At 38.6% G+C, this 19,496-nt stretch carries 15 protein-coding genes and 1 pseudogene; 11 read left to right on the plus strand and 5 right to left on the minus strand.

The features are described from left to right. Positions 1 to 212: 212 nt before the first annotated feature. The gene (locus tag L1283_RS19070; protein ID WP_244294278.1) at positions 213 to 881 is read left to right on the plus strand and encodes a response regulator; all 669 of its coding nucleotides are present in this window, start codon (positions 213 to 215) and stop codon (positions 879 to 881) included. 63 nt (positions 882 to 944) lie between these two features. Here L1283_RS19070 and lgt read toward each other — a convergent pair whose 3' ends face one another. Beyond that, complete coding sequence (gene lgt, locus L1283_RS19075; protein WP_145326804.1) at positions 945 to 1,763, minus strand: prolipoprotein diacylglyceryl transferase; 819 nt, start codon at positions 1,761 to 1,763, stop codon at positions 945 to 947. Positions 1,764 to 2,264: 501 nt separating this feature from the next. Between lgt and L1283_RS19080 the strand changes: the two genes are divergently transcribed. The 6 genes from L1283_RS19080 (at position 2,265) to L1283_RS19105 (ending at position 11,443) form a co-directional block, all read left to right on the plus strand. Next, positions 2,265 to 4,142 (plus strand): sensor histidine kinase, encoded by a 1,878-nt coding sequence (locus L1283_RS19080; protein WP_158638755.1) that lies wholly within the window; start codon positions 2,265 to 2,267, stop codon positions 4,140 to 4,142. A 12-nt stretch (positions 4,143 to 4,154) separates the two neighbouring features. Beyond that, positions 4,155 to 4,889, plus strand: a complete 735-nt coding sequence (locus L1283_RS19085) for a LytR/AlgR family response regulator transcription factor (protein WP_145326802.1) — start codon at positions 4,155 to 4,157, stop codon at positions 4,887 to 4,889. Positions 4,890 to 5,013: 124 nt separating this feature from the next. After that, positions 5,014 to 5,754, plus strand: coding sequence for an ImuA family protein (locus L1283_RS19090; RefSeq protein WP_145326801.1), 741 nt, complete (start codon positions 5,014 to 5,016; stop codon positions 5,752 to 5,754). A 2-nt stretch (positions 5,755 to 5,756) separates the two neighbouring features. Continuing rightward, a complete protein-coding gene (locus L1283_RS19095) occupies positions 5,757 to 7,256 on the plus strand; it encodes a Y-family DNA polymerase (RefSeq protein WP_145326800.1) in 1,500 nt (499 codons plus the stop codon). Between the two features lie 9 nt (positions 7,257 to 7,265). Continuing rightward, a complete protein-coding gene (locus L1283_RS19100; protein WP_312352856.1) occupies positions 7,266 to 10,406 on the plus strand; it encodes an error-prone DNA polymerase in 3,141 nt (1,046 codons plus the stop codon). 89 nt (positions 10,407 to 10,495) lie between these two features. Next, a complete protein-coding gene (locus tag L1283_RS19105) occupies positions 10,496 to 11,443 on the plus strand; it encodes a hypothetical protein (protein ID WP_286848270.1) in 948 nt (315 codons plus the stop codon). A gap of 59 nt (positions 11,444 to 11,502) precedes the next feature. Here L1283_RS19105 and L1283_RS19110 read toward each other — a convergent pair whose 3' ends face one another. Next, complete coding sequence (locus L1283_RS19110) at positions 11,503 to 12,906, minus strand: MFS transporter (RefSeq protein ID WP_145326797.1); 1,404 nt, start codon at positions 12,904 to 12,906, stop codon at positions 11,503 to 11,505. Between the two features lie 118 nt (positions 12,907 to 13,024). Here L1283_RS19110 and L1283_RS19115 point away from each other — a divergent pair, with 118 nt between their 5' ends. After that, positions 13,025 to 13,363 (plus strand): winged helix-turn-helix transcriptional regulator, encoded by a 339-nt coding sequence (locus L1283_RS19115; protein WP_088161659.1) that lies wholly within the window; start codon positions 13,025 to 13,027, stop codon positions 13,361 to 13,363. Between the two features lie 4 nt (positions 13,364 to 13,367). Here the strand turns inward: L1283_RS19115 and L1283_RS19120 are convergent, their stop codons facing one another. From L1283_RS19120 to L1283_RS19130, 3 genes are read right to left on the minus strand one after another with little or no spacing between them, the layout of a single operon-like run. Continuing rightward, positions 13,368 to 14,036, minus strand: coding sequence for an EamA family transporter (locus L1283_RS19120; protein WP_280176842.1), 669 nt, complete (start codon positions 14,034 to 14,036; stop codon positions 13,368 to 13,370). A 17-nt stretch (positions 14,037 to 14,053) separates the two neighbouring features. Beyond that, positions 14,054 to 14,278: an EamA family transporter gene (locus tag L1283_RS19125; RefSeq protein WP_208734063.1), complete on the minus strand. Its 225-nt coding sequence runs from the start codon at positions 14,276 to 14,278 to the stop codon at positions 14,054 to 14,056. A 35-nt stretch (positions 14,279 to 14,313) separates the two neighbouring features. Further along, entirely contained in the window at positions 14,314 to 15,306 is a 993-nt protein-coding gene (locus tag L1283_RS19130; RefSeq protein WP_145326796.1) for a 2-hydroxyacid dehydrogenase, read from the minus strand. 178 nt (positions 15,307 to 15,484) lie between these two features. On the opposite strand from L1283_RS19130, the gene L1283_RS19135 reads away from it, so the two are divergent. The 3 genes and pseudogenes from L1283_RS19135 to L1283_RS19145 all read left to right on the plus strand — a co-directional run bounded on the left by L1283_RS19135 (position 15,485) and on the right by L1283_RS19145 (position 19,457). Beyond that, the gene (locus tag L1283_RS19135) at positions 15,485 to 16,564 is read left to right on the plus strand and encodes an NAD(P)H-dependent flavin oxidoreductase (RefSeq protein ID WP_312352863.1); all 1,080 of its coding nucleotides are present in this window, start codon (positions 15,485 to 15,487) and stop codon (positions 16,562 to 16,564) included. A 304-nt stretch (positions 16,565 to 16,868) separates the two neighbouring features. Beyond that, a pseudogene (locus L1283_RS19140) lies at positions 16,869 to 17,054 on the plus strand (response regulator); the annotation flags it as partial. Between the two features lie 222 nt (positions 17,055 to 17,276). Next, entirely contained in the window at positions 17,277 to 19,457 is a 2,181-nt protein-coding gene (locus L1283_RS19145; protein ID WP_158638753.1) for a DUF4838 domain-containing protein, read from the plus strand. Positions 19,458 to 19,496 lie beyond the last annotated feature (39 nt).

Consider the following 19,496-nt stretch of genomic DNA (forward strand, 5'->3'; position numbering starts at 1 on the left):
ACATAAAGATAAGCAGCGGGACTTGCTTTGATTGCGATAGCTCTCGCCAATTTTTATCCGCTTGTGTGTAATCGGAAAATTAAATGTAAATTTATTTTGTTTATGCAGTCTGTTTCTTTTTTATTCCAAATCGGAAAATACAATACACCATCATTGTCGTATATGGTTGGAAGAAAATAGAATTGAAAGTTTATATTTAAATGCTAAAGAAGATGAATATGGTTAAAATACTATTGGTTGAAGATCACATGGTCGTACGTAATGGTATTAAACTACTTTTAGAATCCGATGGAGAATTTGCAGTGATAGGCGAGGCATCTGATGGTACGGAAGCCCTGTCTAAATTGGCGAATGGTCTAGCTCCCGATATTGTCTTAACTGATATAAGTATGGAGCATATGGACGGGATGGAGCTCTTAAAAAGCATCAGTCAAAAATATCCGCTGGTCAAAGTTGTGATATTATCCATGCTTAGTCAAATTCATTATGTGGTTGAAGGGTTTGAGCATGGTCTTTCAGGCTACCTGTTGAAAAATGTAGGTTATAATGAATTACTTTTTGGATTAAAGCATGTCGCTCAGGGCGGGCGGTATATGAGTGAAGAAATTAGCTTAGCCTTACTTGAACAAGTTTCTTCGGGTCAGGTTTATACGGATGCTGGCTCGAATACTATCCTAGATTTGGAAATAAGTGAACGCGAGCTAGACGTATTGGAATTGATCGCGGACGGGTTTACAAATCTAGAAATTGCAGATAAAATCTTTTTGAGTAAGCGTACTGTTGAAGGATATCGGCAGAACTTGATTGATAAAACAAGGGTGAAGAACACTGCGGAATTAGTAAAATATGCTTTTCAACATGGCTTATTAAAAAAATCATGATAAAATTTCTGTTCCTGATGACCATGGCATAGGTGATGATTTTTGGAAGTACTGCGCATCCCCTTACTTTAGTTTTGGTATTCTTTCTTGAAAACGGTTGAAAATAAATAGACCAGCTCCAATAATAATAAATGGTATGCTAAGAAGCTGTCCCATATTGATGAATAGGGAGTCTTCAAAATGCTCCTGATTGATTTTCAAAAACTCATCCAAAAACCGGAACGAAAACAGCAAAACCAATAGTAAGGCAAAATAGTTTCCATTGTTACGTTGAAGCTCTTTTTCTTTCCACAAACGATATAACAATACGAATAATAGGAGACAAAATAATGCTTCATAAAGCTGTGCCGGATGCCGGGGTATCGTGTCGATACGGGTAAACACAAAGGCCCAAGGTAAACTACTTGCTGTTCCAATCATTTCAGAGTTCATTAAGTTGCCCAGGCGAATGCAAGCCCCCGCTATAGGGACGACCAAAGCAACCCGATCTGCAACCCAAAGAAAAGGAAGCTGCTGTTTTTTTGCAAATAAATAGATTGCAGTCAGGATACCTATACCTCCGCCATGGCTTGCCAGCCCACCTTCCCAAATGGCCATTATTTTTAAGGGATGATCCAGGTAATAACTGGGGTCGTAAAATAATACGTGCCCCAATCTAGCACCAATAATAGTACCTAAAACGATATAAATGGTTAGCTGATCTAAGAACTCGGTTGGCCGACCTTCTTTCTTAAATAATGAATCTAGTATCTTATAGCATAATACAATGCCCAATAACCAAAATAGTCCGTACCAGCGAATAGGGTGTTCAATAATTGGAATAACAAAGATATCACTATTTATATTCCAGTTTATGTAAGTTAAGATTAGATTATTTACCATATGACGTTTTAGCGTGATGCTCCATAGTATAGGTACGGTCGGGATATTTCGTTACACACTTTGATGAAAAAACACGAAATTCTCTTTATTGATGCAAATATTGAGTCATATACTGCGATTATTAACTATGAAGTTTTCGTTGTTTGACCAATTTGTATGTTCGTAGGTAGTAAAACGAAATTACCTATAAGCGAGTTCAATGGTTGCGACCGGTGTTTTTATTGGAGAAGAATATTAGCATAAGTATCAGCCGGGTTAAATACTTATGAAAGTATATCTTGTTTTTTTGATAATATTCCGATATTCGGCAATTGAGAACATGATATGGACAGTACCTTGCATATTTCTTTAATAGCTGCTTATCCTGTGAAAGCTTATCATAGTTAATGAACGAGGTTATGGAAAAATATAGGCACCTTCATGTAAATTTAAACAGATAGTTATATTCTGATGATACGAAATTTGACAAGATTTACTTTTTGTTTTTTATCTCTCGTGCTCATGGCACAGTTACTCTCTTGTCATCAAAGTGGCCAGCAGGCGTCTAAAAATAATACGCATATCGAAGATAACTCACTTGATTTAACCTATCAGGATACGTTATTAAAATTTCTCGCTTTACAAGATTTTAGGGATCAATCTATTATAGCAAAGAAGAAAGCGGAGTTTGCTCAGGATAAGTATTTTAATAATTCTGGTTATAATTGGATTTTTTTGGCCTACAACTATTTGTTGGACGATAACATAGATTCAATAGAAATCGCGCTGAAAAACCTTGATGGGAGAAAACTGTCTCCAGATTTGCTTGTTCTGAAGGATTACTTTAAAATAAGGGCTAATTTTAGTTTTAATGATGTGACTACTATTGGCATCATGGAACAAATTATTGATGCTAAAGAATATGCGTTAGAAAATAAGAGTAGGTTTAGCTTTCTTTTTTTCAATCTATTGGCTAATGCAAATTATCGTCGAGCTGACTATAACCAGGCGCTCAAAGATAACGAGTCATGGTATCATTATCATCCCAATAGATCCGATGCCCGTGTTGCGCAAGCGTATCAGGAGATCAAATTTATGCAGTATATTGAATTGCATGATTTTGAGAAGCTAAAAGTAACACTGGATAGCAGCAAATATTACGCAAATAAAACGGCGGATTCTGCTATCATTATGCGCATGTATAATTTACAGGCGCAGTATTTCTTTAGCATAGGGAATAGTCGAAAAGCGGTAGAGGCATCCCAAAAATATTTTAATTATTTATCTTCAAGCAAGGCACTCAATGCCTATGCGTATGCGAATTTGGCAAAAAATTTTTTGAATAATCATCAAGTTGACTCGGCGATCTATTATTTTAATGCTGGATTGCAGTTTATCAAAACACATAAAGGCAAGCAAAATAAATTATTCTATTATCAGAATCTACAAGTAGCGCACGCATTAAAAGGAGATTATGAACGGGCTTATTTTACCTTGGATTCGGCCTATCAGGACTATAAAAATAGTACAAAGAGTATTGAAAATGAACGTATCAATGAGATCAATACACGGTATGAAACTGAAAAAAAGGATCAGGCTATTAAGCTTTTAAAAACAACAAATGCATTCAACCATAAGATTATGGTCCAACAGCGCTGGATTTTTGTTATTTTATTTGCACTGATCTTTAGCATTGCGTTCTTCATTTATTACCGGAATAAACAAAAGCTATTGAAAAATATTAATCAGCGTATAGTTGCCGAAAATAGACAATTAATTTTAGAGCAGAAGACGCGACAAAACCAGCTTAATCCCCATTTTATTTATAATGCTATAGCTAATTTGCAAGGTTTGATCAGTAGTGAGCAAAAAGCAAAGGCAAATCAGTACCTCATCTTATTGTCCCGTCAAATTCGTGATATACTCGAATTAAATAGGGAAGAGTATATTTCTTTGGATCAAGAAATTAAATCATTAAAGAATTATATACTTTTACAGCAGATGCGCTATCAAGATGTATTTGATTTTGAAATTGAGAGCGGTAACTCGGATGTTGATGATGTCATGATTCCTCCTATGTTGATTCAGCCTTTTGTCGAAAACGCTATTGAACATGCTTTCAAAAATTTGAATTATCGTGGACAATTGCAAATTCTTTTTAATCAGGAAGCAGATCAATTGCATATTGTTATCAGTGACAATGGCTGGGGAATGCAATCTTATCAGAAAAATAATGCACACAAGACCTCTCTTTCACAAGTTATCACGAAAGAGCGCCTTGAGCTTTTGTTTAATGATCCTCATCAAAAAGCAAGGATTGAAATAAAGCCCAATTATAGAGAAGATAAAAGTGGATATCGCGTAGAACTCTATATCCCACTCGTTTTATATTTTAATTAAATACGTGAAATTATGAAAGTTTATATTCTTGAAGATGAGTATAATATCTATTTGTACATTAAGTCTTTATTGGATGCTATTCCTTATGTCCAGATCGTTGGTTATAGTCCATCAATCGCCCAAGCAGAACGTGAGTTACTTGTATCTAATCCAGATCTTATTTTAGCTGATATTCAATTGAAAGATGGATCAAGCTTATCCTTCCTCTCCGAGCTGAAATTGGACATAAATACAATCTTTATAACCGCATTTAACCAATATGCTATAGAAGCCCTTAATATAGGCGCTATTGCCTATTTATTAAAGCCTTTGGTTCCGGAACAATTTATAGAGGCTATTGAAAAATGCTATAAGAAAAATACAGAGTTTAGATTCAATAGCATGCAATTAAGTATGGCCGAAAGCTATCTGAAGTCACCAGTTAGACCAAAGAAAATAGCACTACGTACATTTGAATACACTCAGATTGTGAATATCGATGATATTCTTTATTGCCATGGAGATAAGGGTTATACTACATTTTATATTAAAGACAATAAACCGATGATGGTTTCGAAAGTCCTTAAGCACTTTGAAACTATGCTTCCTGAATCCGAATTTATTCGTTGTCATCAATCTTATTTAATCAATGCAAACTATATAAAAAAATATTTCAAGGATGGCCAGATAGAAATGTCCGATGGTAAAATGATTCCTGTTGCGACAAGAAAAAAAGATGTTATCCAGCAATTCTTGAATGATATATAAGGCTTGAAGTAACAAAGGCTCTACGGTTCTAAGTTCTGTTGTTTGCACTAAAAAATGTAGCATTCTCTTTTATTGCTAAAATAATTAGTATTATATTTGTGTGTAATATTAAATACGAGGGGCTATGATGTTAGAAGATAAACAGGCTTTGATCAGCAAACTTAAAAAGGACTTGCTTGCCTGGCAAGGGGTACCTCAAAGGTCAAATGATGCAAGCACGATGGGTTTGGGGCCATTGGAGAAAGCTTTTCCGAATGGAGTTTTTCCTAAAGGGGTAATACACGAGTTTGTGAGCTTTAACCGCATGGATAGTGCTGCATCCTGTGGGTTTATTGGTGGTCTCCTTGGAAAACTTATGCAAACTGATGGGATTTGTATTTGGATAGGCTCCATTCAAACGGTATTTCCAGCGGCAATCAGATCATTTGGGGTCGATCCAGCATCGATTGTTTTTGTTTCTATGAAACGGGAGAAGGATGTGTTATGGGCGATGGAAGAAGCGTTGAAATGCCATGGCATAACAGCCGTGCTGGCCGAAATACATCAGCTGGATTTTGTTCAGTCGAGGCGCCTTCAACTTGCCGTAGAAAAAAGTCGGGTTACAGGGTTTATACTTCAACATAACCCAAAGATCTTGTTGGCGACGAGTTGTGCGGCACGTTGGAAAGTCACTTCTTTACCTAGTCAATCGGATGATGGATTACCTGGTATTGGCTACCCTTGTTGGGATGTAGAGCTGCTCAAGGTAAGGAATGGTAGTCCAGCTAAAGAGCAAATAACCTGGTCTCCACAAGGATTTAAAACATTTTCTAAAAAGGAGATACAGGTAAAAGACTGGAATTATAACTACCAAAATCTTGGCTAGTCATGAAAAAAAGATTTGCCTCACTTTGGTTTCCTCATCTGAAAACAGATTGGCTCACTGTTTGCAAACCACATTTGCAAAATATTCCCTTTGTATTGTCCATCGCCGCTCAAGGAAGATTAATCGTCAGTGGGAGTAACTTATTAGCGGAGCAAGCGGGGGTGCATTCAGGTATGGCTATAGCGGATGCACGGGCATTTATTCCATCACTTAAAATAATCAATGAGCAAGCTGGATTGGCTGAAAAGTTACTCCATTCGATAGCAGAGTGGTGCATCAGGTACACACCACAAGTGGCATTAGATACGCCCGACGGTATCATCCTGGATATTAGTGGTTGTGCTCATCTTTGGGGCGGGGAGGCGGCCTACTTAACAAGTATTGTCTCGAAATTTAGACAACATGGTTATGATGTACGTATGGGGATTGCTGATACCATTGGGGCCGCATGGGCGGTAGCGCATTTTGGACACGAAGATATCATTATAAATGAACAGGCGCAGTCGGAAACGCTTCTTCCATTAAGTCCTGCTGCATTACGATTGGAAGATGTTCAATTGAAGCGCTTACAATCGCTTGGATTACGGTCAATCGGAAGTTTTTCAAAAATGCCACGTTCAGTGTTGCGTAGAAGGTTTGGCGATAGTTTACTGCTCCGACTGGACCAGGCCATGGGATTGGAAGATGAATTTGTTATTTCTATAAAACCCATCTTACCCTATGAAGAGCGTTTACCTTGTTTGGAGCCTATCTGTACAGCAAATGGTATTGAACTGGCTTTGGAAGATTTATTAAACAAGTTGTGTAAGCGTTTGTCGGGGGAGGGTAAAGGATTACGTGCAGCCGAATTGAATTGTCATCGCGTGGATGGAAAAATAGAGACCATTACTATTGAGACTAATCGTGCTACTGCTCAGGTTAAACATATCCTTCAATTATTTGTCCTAAAGATTCCGCAAATTGAACCGGCATTGGGAATTGAATTATTTACCTTGGGCGTATCCAAAGTTGAGACGGCAGATCCAGTTCAGGAAAATCTTTGGAACAATAGAATTGGTCTCAAAAACCCAACGGTTACCGAACTTTTAGATCGCTTGAAAAGTAGGGACGCCAATTGTGATATTTCACGCTATGTGCCATCTGCGCACTATTGGCCGGAACGATCCATGAAAATAGCGGCTAAAATGGATGAGGTTGCAGCTGTTGACTGGCAAACTGCAAGGCCACGTCCAACACGACTATTGAAGATCCCTGAACGTATTATAGTCACAGCACCCATACCCGACTATCCACCCATACTGTTCCGTTATAAGGGAGATACCTATACTATAAGGAAAGCAGATGGCCCCGAACGTATTGAACGCGAATGGTGGATTGATCCTGGTGAACATCGGGATTATTATGCGGTGGAAGATCTGCAAGGTCGGCGCTTTTGGTTATATCGCGCCGGGCATTATGACGGTCAGGCTGATCAATGGTTTATACATGGTTTTTTTGCATAAGGTTAGTGTATGGTATATTGTGAATTACAGATAACAAGTAATTTTAGTTTTCTCGAAGGTGCTTCTCATCCGGAAGAACTGATCGAGCAAGCGGCGCGATTGGGGTATAATTCTGTTGCAGTAACGGACCGCAATAGCCTTGCTGGAATCGTCCGTGCACATATGGCTGCAAAAAAAAACGGTATACGACTGATTCCTGCTTGTCGTCTAGATTTACAGGATGGGCCAAGCTTATTGGCATACCCCACAGATAAAGAGGCTTACGGACGGCTTTCAACATTGTTAACTGTTGGAAATCTAAGGACGGAAAAAGGAAGATGCGAATTGTACAAAAATGATGTGTTTCAATATGCTGAGGGGATTATATTCATTATTTGTCCACCTGAAAAACTAGTGGTCGGTTTTGAGCTTGAGCAGTCATTTATAGCGTTTGTACAGGAATGTCAACAGCGTCTACAGGGGTGTCTTAATCTAGGAATAAAAAAACTCTATCGTGGTGATGATGCTAAATTATTGTTTAGAATAAATCAGTTGGGCGAACACCTGGCTATCCCGCTTGTTGTACTTGGTGATGTATATTATCATGTACCTGAAAGGCGTGAATTGCAGGATATTTTAACCTGTATTCGTGAAAAATGCACAATACATACGGCTGGATTTAATTTATATCCCAATGCAGAGCGCTATCTAAAATCAATAACTGAAGTTGAACGCTTGTTTAGGTTGTACCCTGAAGCTGTAGAACAGAGTGTAAAAATTGCCAATGCTTGTCGTTTTTCCTTAGATGATTTGAAATATATCTATCCAGATGAATTATCATCTCATGGTCGGACTACACAGGAAGAATTAAGTTATTTAACTTGGGAAGGTGCCAGTAAACGATTTAACGGAGATATCCCGGATGTAATTCGCGAAACGATTCAAATGGAACTTGATTTTATCGAACGCAAAAATTATGCTTCTTATTTTTTGACGGTGTATGATTATGTTCGATTTGCGAAGGAAAAGGGAATTTTATGCCAAGGGCGTGGATCTGCAGCAAATTCAACCGTATGTTACTGCTTAGGTATTACTTCTGTTGACCCGTCAAAATACAGGCTTTTGTTTGCGCGATTTATGTCCGATGCACGCGATGAACCACCAGATATAGACGTCGACTTTGAACATGAGCGCCGTGAGGAAGTCATCCAGTATATTTATGAGAAATATGGCCGCAATCGTGCTGCTATCGTAGCAACTGTCACACAGGTGCGCTCCAAAGGGGCTATACGTGATGTTGGCAAGGCCATGGGGCTTTCCATGGATGCTGTAGGGCGTTTAGCAGGGGTTGTGAGTAGCCATTGGGACGATTATATCAATTTGGAACGTTTGGTTGAACAGGGCTTTAATCCGGAAGACCAACATTTGCGAAAAGTTCTCGAATTGACACATCAATATATTGGCTTTCCACGTCAATTGGGGCAGCATACAGGCGGATTTGTTATTACGCAAGGTAATTTGCATGAGCTTTGTCCTTTAATAAATGCCCGCATGGATAATCGGACAAATCTCGAATGGAATAAAGATGATCTTGAAGCACTCGGCTTTCTAAAGGTTGATGTACTTGCTTTGGGGATGTTGACCTGTATTCGCAAAGCTTTTGATCTCGCTAAAAAGCATTATGGAAAAGAGCTTACCCTGGCTGATATTGGGGCAGAAGACGATCCAAAGGTTTACGATATGATCTGCCATGCAGATACTCTAGGTGTATTCCAGATCGAAAGCCGGGCCCAGATGTCGATGTTGCCGCGATTAAAACCACGAGAGTTTTATGATCTAGTCATTGAAGTAGCTATCGTTCGACCTGGACCGATACAAGGCGATATGGTGCATCCCTATTTGCGCCGTCGAAATAAAGAGGAAGCTGTTGATTATCCCAGCACTGAGATCCAAACCATTCTTAAAAAAACCTTGGGGGTTCCTCTCTTTCAGGAGCAGGCCATGGAAATTGCCATAGTCGCTGCCGGATTTACTCCTGCGGAAGCCGATGAATTGCGGCGTAGCATGGCTACATTCAAAGCAAAAGGACAGGTATCTGCTTTTCACAAAAAAATGGTCGATGGTATGGTAAAGAAAAACTATACGGAAGAATTTGCCAATAGAGTTTTTAAGCAATTGGAAGGTTTTGGCAGTTACGGTTTTCCAGAGAGTCACGCAGCGTCTTTTGCTTTACTGGTGTATGTGTCCTCATGGCTTAAGTATTACTACCCCGATATTTTTGCGGCATCCTTACTCAATAGTCAGCCCATGGGCTTTTATCAACCTGCTCAAATTGTTATTGATGCACAGAAACATGGCGTAAAAGTACGTTCCATTGATATCAATCATTCTTCATGGGACAATACTTTAGAGGGAGAAATTGGAAAACCACATGCTCTTCGATTGGGTTTACGTCAGATCAAAGGATTTTCAAGGGAAGAGGCCGTTGTGTTGACTCAAGGTCGGCAGTCTGCCTATTCATCCATTACTGGTATGATGGATGTTGGACTATCTCTTATTGCGTTGGAGAAATTGGCTGATGCAGATGCCTTTACATCATTAGGTATTGATCGTCGGCAAGCGCTTTGGGAAATTACAGCATTGGGTGATCGGCCGATTGCATTATTTGAAGGTCAAGCATCTGAAAGTACCATGGAGGGGCAAATTGAATTACCATTGCTAACAAAAAGCCAGCATGTTGTGGCTGATTACGCAAGGACCTCGCTATCCATTAAAGCACATCCAGTAAGTTTCTTGCGCGGAAAGCTCGATCTTCTCCATGTAGTGCCCACAGCAAAATTGGGCTTGATACAAAATGATATGCCTGTGAAAGTATGTGGGTTGATTACTGTTAGACAACGACCAGGAACCTCCAAAGGTGTTTTATTTATCACTATTGAAGATGATACTGGTTTTTCAAATATTGTCGTTTGGAGTAATGTATTTGAAAAATATCGTAAAGAAATCCTTCGGGCAAAACTCCTTATGGTTGCGGGTAAAATCCAAGTTGAAGGTGAAGTTATTCATGTAATAGCGCAACGATGCTTTGATATGTCAGGTTTGTTAAAAGATCTGACAACTGATGGCGACAATGCTGCAGGTATTTTTCATAAGGGAAGAAATTTTCATTGATCTCTCATTTATTAATCTCATTTTTGAAGTCGAATGCTTTTACTTCGTTTAGGTAGCAAAGCATTCTAATCTATAGGAAATTAAACGATATGACCAAAAATATTCTCGTCAATACGATCGAAATTGATAAAGCAACTATTCGTGAATTCATTAAACAGGGTGATGTAAATGCGGCTATTGATCTGATTGCCACCCAGGCAAATGTAAAGTATAAAACTGCCCGGGATATTGTGGAGATGTTTAAAGAAGACCATATTGATCTTTTTGATGGTAAAGACCTGTTTTTGGCTGATTATGAATTCGTTGAACATCGTGGCGATTCTCAGGAAGCAGATCACAAAGGATCTTCTTTTTTGGAAGTGGAAACAAATGAGCGTGGGCGAACTAGTATTTGGAAGGCACTTTTTATCTTTTCAGTCCTTGCTCTGTTGGCTTTCGTTATCTTAAATTACGTTGTGGGTTTTAATCAAATAGGGCATCATATCTCAGAACTTACGCAGCTATTCGATAAAAATGAAGGCTCAGCTGCCGCTGATACTGATACATCCAAACAAAATATTGTATTAAGTGCTGGTGTTACCCGGGCGGGCGGTGTTGAAGACCTCCATCCCGTAGATACAAATCTCTTACCATTGGATGTGAGGCAGGCTGAAATAGCGCGAATATATCGGGCTCAGTTCGATCAATTGAAAGCAGCAAAACATTCACCAACAGATGAAGATGCACAGATCGCTCTAATTCACCTTACAAATGGGCGGTTGACTGATGTTATTATTCAGCAAAAATTAACTGTAAAAATAGGGAAGTGTTATGAAAATTCGACCATGAAAGATAAGGGCACCTGCGTGAGTTGTATGATATTACTTTACAATAGGGAGAAGAAAAACTGGCAAGAAGCTCCCAATGGGGAGAATTTCATGCGTAATGCCTATGATTTCTATTTGCCCAGCGGTTCAGACTTATGGGAAGCCAGCCCGCTGAGCATCCGTATTCCTTACGACTACGCTTTAGTAGACAAGTATGAAGCAGCAAATTAGCTACATTAATCCTGAGAGAAAGTATGATAGACCCAGCGAAATCATGAACGAATTACCTGCTATTTTACTTTTTTTGAGGGTAAATAAGCTATTGTACATACGACAAATAAGAGTAATATGACCGATAGTACGATCGAGTAGCCATAGGCAGATGAGATGTTCTGCAAAATAAGAAATTTAGTCTCTTTCCGATGGAGGAATATACCGACAATAAAAGCGATTCCCAAGCATATAGATAACTGTTGTACAGTAAGATAGATGGCGGATCCTACGGAGATTAGTTTTTCGTTAAGGTCTTTTAATGCAAGTGTCATTAATGCCGGCAGTACACTACCGCAGCCAATACCATAAAAAAAGAAGAGCGCGTGTATTTGGTTGCTATCTATGATCATCGTATTGAAAACGAAAAGATGAGACAGCAAACCCAAAATCATTATTCCTAATCCATATAGGACAATGATCTTTCCGTGGCGCTGTATTAACTTGCTGACAATAACACTTGCCAATACGTAACCAATACCCTGAAAAACAAACGCAATTCCTGTCATTGTTGCCGTATAATTCTTTTGATTTTGAAGGTAATTGGAGTTAATAATAAAATAAGCATCTTGGACCATATAATAGGCTAAAGCCGCTAGAAGGCCTAAATTGAAAACCCGATTATTAAATAAGGAGAAATTGAGTAGACTAGAACGGCCCGTTTGTTCTAATTTACGTTGTTTTTTTAGAAACAACAGGACGAGAACAATTGCTGCTCCCAATAGCAGTAATGACCAGAATGGCCATTTCAACTCAGGTCCCATGATTAAAGGAAAAATTATTCCCATTAAAAGGATAAACAACGTTATCATAGGGATAAAAGAGATCTTAGATTTTCCAGTAACTTGATCATTGAATGTATAGCGATAGACAGCAAAGCAGGCAAGTACCCCAATGGGAACATTGATCAAAAAAATAAGACGCCAACTTTCATGTATCCAAGTCTGATCCGGAAGAATTCCGCCTAATAATTGACCTATTACTGAGGCAATACCTGCTATGCTTCCATAGATACCCAAAGCCATCGATCGCTTCTCCGGATTTTCAAAAAGTAACGTGATCAATGCGATGCCCTGTGGAACCATAAGTCCAGAGCTAATCCCCTGGATCAATCTTCCGGCCAATAAAATGTAAAGATTATTGGCTAAGCCACATACAAGGGAGGCTACAGTAAAACAAGCCATCCCAATTAAATATAATTTCTTCTTTCCATAATGATTTCCGGCATTCCCAGCATTGATTAGAAGACTTGCATACCCAATAATATAAAGTATTATAATCCATTGCGTATCACTGTCTCGTAGATGTAGTCCATGTTGAATTGTGGGAAGGGAAACATTAATAATAAAGAGATCTATGACAAATAGAAATATACCAGTTGAAAGGAGGAAAATATGAAGTAAATCTTTAATTTGAAAGCGCATATAGAAAGTTTTTAATAATTTTATGGTTAAAAATAGCTTGGATATTTTCTACAATCAAGTAGTTATAAATTATGTACTTGGTATGTTTTTATGAACTAATGGTCAGTATGAGGTGATTATGAATGAAAAAAAAAGTGAAAATTTTGGCGCCTGCTGTGATGTCAATGGAATTTTTAAGATAATAGGTGGAAAATGGAAAGTTTCGCTCATTAAGGCTGTTGCTAAACAATGCCCCAAAAGATTTGGTGAGCTACGACGGGAAATGGAAGATCTGGCACAAACGACATTGACTGTTCAGCTCCGTGAGCTCGAACGCGATGGTATTTTATGTAGACAGATTTACGCTGAATCTCCACCACGCGTGGAATATAAACTCAGCGAATTAGGTAAAACTTTACTACCCGTCATTGAAAGACTTGATGAGTGGTGGTCAGATTACAAGCGCGAAAGGGGATAGGCATTTAGCTTATCCTTTTTCGCTCCTCATTTTTGGTGATGCCCAATAAGACTATTGTACCGATAATACAAAAAGTGCCGATCCAGTCTGTTTCTCTAAATGGTGTATTTAACCACAAGACAGCTAATAGGGCCGCCGATAAGGGTTCGGCAGAAGCTAGAAGACTTGTCTTTTGTCCACCAATAAGCTTAACTGCTGTTAGATAAGCATAAAAAGGGATTAGTGTGCCGAAGACAACAATAAAAGCAGTGTAGCTATAGGTATATATATCCCAGATTCCATCAATTTCCCAAGGAGGTTTGACAAAGCAAAAAACGAGACCTCCCAATAGCATTCCCCAACCGATAACTATTGCCGCATTATACTTGTTTAACAAGTGGATTGGTTGTAGTGTATAAAAAGCAAGCGTAACAGCTGACATCAAACCAAAAAATAATGCGAGAGGAGAAATCGACAGGGAACCAAAATTCCCATGTGTGACTAAAAGAAATGTGCCCAGTATAGCTAAAAGTATGGCCAGGCAGGCAACTTTCGAAGGGAATTTTCTCTTGTTCAACGCCATATAGATTGCGATCAGGACCGGACCTGTATATTGTAGCACAGTTGCGGTAGCAGCGTTGGAATAATTTATGGCGGCAAAATAAGTATATTGGACGGCTAATACACCAAAAATACTGAATAGAAGAAGTGCTAAACTATTTTACGATGACGCCAAATCTGCCAAATCTCATTTTTCTTGTGCATTCCCGCCAAAAGCAATAATACAATGCCTGTCACAAGCATTCTTACCGTAATAAGCCATTCTACGTTAACTGCCCTTTTTTGAAAAAGAAATTGGCCAAAAGTACCCGATACACCCCAAAGAATAGCCGCCCCGATTGCCAAGAGGAATCCTTTCAAAACATGGTTTTTCATTGTTTTATCCGAAATAAATTTGATATTAAGTCTTGCTATAGCAAGACTTCTGCGTCAGTGATCCCTTTGGTTGATAGGTCGGAGATGCTTCGAAGCGTTCTTTGAGAAATTTCTGTTAATGCTTCTGTTGTGAAAAAAGCTTGATGCGCCGTAACCAAAACATTCGGATAACTCATCAATAATTGTATTGTTTCATCTTCAATAATTGTTGTCGATAAGTCTTTAAAAAACAACTTTTCCTCTTGTTCATAAACGTCAATACCTAATAAGCCAATTTTTCGTTCTTTAAGCGCTTTAATAGCATCATTGGTATTGATTAGATTGCCTCTGCTTGTATTAATAATTGTCACCCCATCTTTCATCTTGTCCAATGACTCCTTATTAATGAGATAGTGGTTCTCGGGAGTAAGCGGGCAATGAAGAGAAATAATATCTGATTCTTTGAAGACTTCATCCAACGATCTGTAATTGACACCTTGTGCTGTAAGCTGCTGGTCTGGGTATAAATCATAGGCAATTACATTTGCCCCAAATCCCAATGCGATTTTGATAAAAGCCTTTCCAATTTTTCCAGTACCAATAACGCCAATTTTTTTCTGATGGAGATTAAATCCCAAAAGTCCATTCAATGCAAAATTTTGCTCCCGTACGCGATTATAGGCTTTATGTGTTTTACGATTCAATGTCAATAACATGGCCATGGTGTGTTCAGCGACCGCTTCAGGGGAATAGGCGGGCACCCGACAAACTTTTATCCCAAATTCCCTGGCAGCTTCCAGATCAACGTTATTAAAGCCAGCGCAGCGTAAGGCGATCAGCTCAACACCTTTTTGAGCAAGTACTTCAATAACTTGTCGGTTGAGTTTATCATTGACAAATGCGCAGACTACCTTCTCATCTTCAATAGCATTGACAATGTGTGGACCTAAATGCGTTTCATAAAAATTGAACTGAAAGCCATAGGTGCTGTTTTCTTGCTCAAAGAATAATTTGTCGTATGGTTTTGTCGAAAAGAAAGCGATTTTCATAAAATTGTTTGTTACGTAATACTATAGAATAAATATACGGTATAAATCGCTTATTTGGTACCGCAATGCAGGATGATTTTCTAGTATTATAGTATAATTTGTTTTAAAATAGCTTAAATTAGAACAATCACATGAAAGCTATTTTAGTTGAATCTTAAGCATATTAATTACTTCCGATATGAAATGGTCAAATCAAATTACACAATTAATAGGTATTGATTATCCGATTATCCAAGCTCCCATGTTTGGTGTTACCACACCAGAAATGGTCATTGCAGCATCGCGTGCCGGAGCGCTCGGGTCGCTATCGTTGGGTGATCTACCAGCAGAACGCTGTAGTGAGCTTATTCGTTCAACCGCTGCATATGTAAAGAAGCCTTTTGCAGTCAATATTTTTGTAAATCATGTTCCTGAAGTTTCAGTGAATTTGAGGACAGCGTATAATGAAACAAAGGTTTTTGTGGAACAGTTAGCCCTGCAATATGGTTTAGAAGTAGCTTTACCGGAGCTCGATAGCATCCATATTACAGATTACAGGGAACAAATTGACGCGATCATAAGCCATCAGTGTAAAGTTGTGAGTTTTACTTTTGGAAATCTGGATGCACAAAGTATAAAACGATTGAAAGACAATGATGTGATGATTATTGGTACATGCACTTCAGTGGCAGAAGCAATTGCTCTGGAAGAAGCTGGTATTGATGTGATCTGTGTACAGGGATTAGAAGCTGGGGGACATCGCGGAAGTTTTGAGGAGGCACCTGTTCCTGAGATTGGCGGATTTTCTCTGCTACCACAAGTGAAAGAGCATGTAAACGTGGCGCTTATTTATGCCGGTGGATTATATAATGCAAGCACGATCCATTCTGCAAAGCTATTAGGTGCCAGTGGTTTTCAGATTGGCAGTTTATTGCTCAAATCTAAAGAAAGCGCACTGCTGGACTTTGAGAAAGCGCGTCTTTCTCATGTTAAGGAATCAGATATTGTCTTGACAAGGAGTTTTTCAGGACGCTATGCCAGAGGTATAAAGAATACATTTATTGAAGCTTTGGACAAATCGCACTATATCTTACCATATCCCTATCAAAATAAACTCACCGGGGAATTACGAAAAGTAGCCAAGGCCAATAAAAATGTCGATTTTGTAAATATTTGGGCCGGACAATCGATCCATTCTTACAGTGAACTTTCGACAACAGATATTATGCAAACGTTAATCCGAGAAGTTGAAAATTTGCATACTAGTTTAGTTGTTTAACAATAATATAGAGTCTACCACCTGTCAGTATATTGTCATTTTAATTAAAACTAATAACTAAAATCTTTGTTTAAATTATTTAAACGGAGTTGTAGTGGTTAATCTACAACGAATTTTCTTTTTTTTTCGAAACTTTGCATCACTGTGAAAAACTAAAAATCTACCGCTATGGGGAACGAAAAAAAGAGAATTCTTGTTATCGAAGATAATGAGATTCTATTAAGCACAATGCAATTTGTTCTTGTAAGGGAGGGCTATGACCTATTACTTGCCAGATCTGTTATGACCTTTTGCCAATGGTTACGAAATAATCGATCGCATTCGGAAAAGCAATACGAATAATCAGGTACCTGTTATTATTATTTCCGGTTACCGTGACGATAATAGTATTGTGGAAGGATTCGAAGTCGGAGCCAATGATTATATTAAAAAGCCTATCTCTCCGTCGGAACTTATATCTCGTGTACGATTAAGAATAGGTCATGCTTAGTAAAATTGAACATATAATCCATTTCATTCGATCCTTTTTCGAAGGTGAGGGCTGGCGTATTTTGACGGCAACATCGTATAGACAATTGGGGTTTTACACTCATGGGCGGTTGGAGCTATTACAAAGTTGCTGAAAATAGATTTATGAATCAGTATGACCTAAATCTATCATTAAGGAAATATTTTTAATATGATGTGGAAGTTTATGTTATGTCTATTGTCAATGGTAACGATAGTTCAGGGTAAAGAAAGAATTACATTAGTTGATCAAGGGAAAACGGACTATGTCATTCAAGCGGATGCAAATGATCCTGTTTTACAAAAAGCTGCTGCGGTGATAAACACTTTTACAAAAGAAAGTACAGGTGTAGATTTTGCAATACAAGCTAAAGGCGAAGTCACACATGCCATTATTTTGGAAAAAAGCTCAATAACTAATATGTTTCCCGAAGACAGTTACTCCATACAAGCTGTAGGAAAGAATATTTATATCGAGGGAAGTGGTAAAGGTGTACTATTTGCGGCATATCGTTATGTCAGGGATATTATTGGTGGACGAAAGTGGTATGTAGGTAAAGAAAATACATCTGTTCCAAAATTGACATTCTTAACAGTGGATTCAGATCTGAAGATTTATTCCAAACCAAATTTTGAGTTTAGAGAGGTTTATTTCCCTGTTGAATTGGATCAGGAGTATATGGATTGGTATGGTTTACATAATTTGGAAGAACGCTGGGGAGATTGGGGGCACACTTTCAGTAAAATATTGCCACCATCAGTTTATTTTAAAGAACATCCGGAGTATTACTCCCTGTATGATGGAAAACGCCAACCTATTCAACTTTGTCTATCTAACGAGGACGTTTTTAATCTTACCGTAGCTTATTTTAAACGTAGGATAAGCGAAAATCCCACAGCTACTTATTGGTCTATCGCGGCCAATGATGATATTGGAAGCTGTACTTGCGATCGTTGTCAGGCTATTGATAAGCGGGAGGGTGGAGCGCAAGGCTCACTGATTCACTTTGTGAATAGGGTGGCCGCACAATTTCCCGACAAAAAATTTACAACACTGGCGTATTTAGAATCAGCAAATGCGCCAACGCACTTCAAGGTTGCCGATAATGTTTCTGTTATATTAAGTAATATCGATGCTTTTAGAAAAAATGACATTGGAAGTGAACCATCAGCAGCAACTTTTCGTAGACAATTGGGAGCTTGGAAAGCTAAGGCCAAGCATGTATTTGTATGGGATTATCTGACACAGTTCACTAATTATCTTGCGCCATTTCCGATCCAAGGAACCATGCAGGAAAGTCTACAATATTTGAAAACGCAAGGTGTCGAAGGGGTCTTTTTGCAAGGTGGAGGAGCGACTTATAGTGATATGGCGGAGCTAAATGCCTATATATTGGCTAACCTCGCCTGGGATACGACGCTTTCAGAAGAACAGCTAACCAACGAGTTTATCGAGGGCTATTATGGCAAGGCTGGACCCTTTATTAAAGCATATCTTGCTGAACGAAGAAATCACTTGCCCGGGCCTTCATCAGCTTTATCCATTTACGGAAACCCGATTGATAATAGGCATGACTTTTTAAGTCCAGAGGCGATGGATAAGTATAGTACATTATTAGAAAAAGCGGAAATAGCCAGTGAAGGTAATCCTTTAGTGGAATCCCGTGTCAGGCGTATTGGACTTGGGTTGGATTATACCTATTTGCAACAAGCAAGATTTTATGGACCGCATCAACATGGTATATTTGAACAAGAGGGGGAGCGTTGGGTTGTGAGACAAAAGGTGAGTCGTAAAGTAACACAATTTGTTGAAGATGCAAAAAAATTGGACGTTATAGAGCTTGCCGAAGCTGGCGCATCACCCGATAGTTATGCAAAGGAGTGGTCTGAAATATTCAAAGCCGGCGTTAGAGCAAATAAGGCCTCTGAAGCAAATATTAAGTTGAGATATCCATTTGATCCTTCTTTCCCTGCCAATGGACTAAAAACACTTACAGATAGTGTGCCGGGCTATATGGATTATAGCTATAATTGGTTGCTATGGAACGGGGAGCCGATGGATATTACTTTTGATTTTGAACAGGAAAGGCGAATAGATACCATAACACTTAATTTTCTAAAGGATGCCCGACATTGGATATTTCCACCAAAAGAAATTCGAATTTCGGTATCTAAGAATGGAAAAGATTTCCAAGATGTATTTCTCAGTAAGCTTGAATCCGTTGAGGAGGATTACACCTTGGACAAGATACCTTATCAAGTATTATTAAATGACAGTGTTAAAGTGATCCGAGTTTATGCTGCACCTTTGGCAAAACTACCCGAATGGCGGTATCATCCTAAGCGAAAGCCTCTTATAGCCTGTGATGAAATCTGGTTAAATTAATATAGAAAAGCTTATTAACGTTGGTTTTAAAGCGGTGTG

This window comes from Sphingobacterium sp. HSC-15S19 (assembly GCF_050433745.1).
Classification (GTDB): Bacteria; Bacteroidota; Bacteroidia; order Sphingobacteriales; family Sphingobacteriaceae; genus Sphingobacterium; species Sphingobacterium siyangense.

Coding starts and splice junctions, on each gene's coding strand:
- L1283_RS19070 (WP_244294278.1), top strand. CDS start 213: ATGAATATGGTTAAAATACTATTGGTTGAAGATCACATGGTCGTACGT.
- L1283_RS19115 (WP_088161659.1), top strand. CDS start 13,025: ATGAATGAAAAAAAAAGTGAAAATTTTGGCGCCTGCTGTGATGTCAAT.
- L1283_RS19090 (WP_145326801.1), top strand. CDS start 5,014: ATGATGTTAGAAGATAAACAGGCTTTGATCAGCAAACTTAAAAAGGAC.
- L1283_RS19105 (WP_286848270.1), top strand. CDS start 10,496: ATGACCAAAAATATTCTCGTCAATACGATCGAAATTGATAAAGCAACT.
- lgt (WP_145326804.1), bottom strand. CDS start 1,763: ATGGTAAATAATCTAATCTTAACTTACATAAACTGGAATATAAATAGT.
- L1283_RS19135 (WP_312352863.1), top strand. CDS start 15,485: ATGAAATGGTCAAATCAAATTACACAATTAATAGGTATTGATTATCCG.
- L1283_RS19125 (WP_208734063.1), bottom strand. CDS start 14,278: ATGAAAAACCATGTTTTGAAAGGATTCCTCTTGGCAATCGGGGCGGCT.
- L1283_RS19110 (WP_145326797.1), bottom strand. CDS start 12,906: ATGCGCTTTCAAATTAAAGATTTACTTCATATTTTCCTCCTTTCAACT.
- L1283_RS19100 (WP_312352856.1), top strand. CDS start 7,266: ATGGTATATTGTGAATTACAGATAACAAGTAATTTTAGTTTTCTCGAA.
- L1283_RS19145 (WP_158638753.1), top strand. CDS start 17,277: ATGGTAACGATAGTTCAGGGTAAAGAAAGAATTACATTAGTTGATCAA.
- L1283_RS19095 (WP_145326800.1), top strand. CDS start 5,757: ATGAAAAAAAGATTTGCCTCACTTTGGTTTCCTCATCTGAAAACAGAT.
- L1283_RS19080 (WP_158638755.1), top strand. CDS start 2,265: ATGGCACAGTTACTCTCTTGTCATCAAAGTGGCCAGCAGGCGTCTAAA.
- L1283_RS19130 (WP_145326796.1), bottom strand. CDS start 15,306: ATGAAAATCGCTTTCTTTTCGACAAAACCATACGACAAATTATTCTTT.
- L1283_RS19085 (WP_145326802.1), top strand. CDS start 4,155: ATGAAAGTTTATATTCTTGAAGATGAGTATAATATCTATTTGTACATT.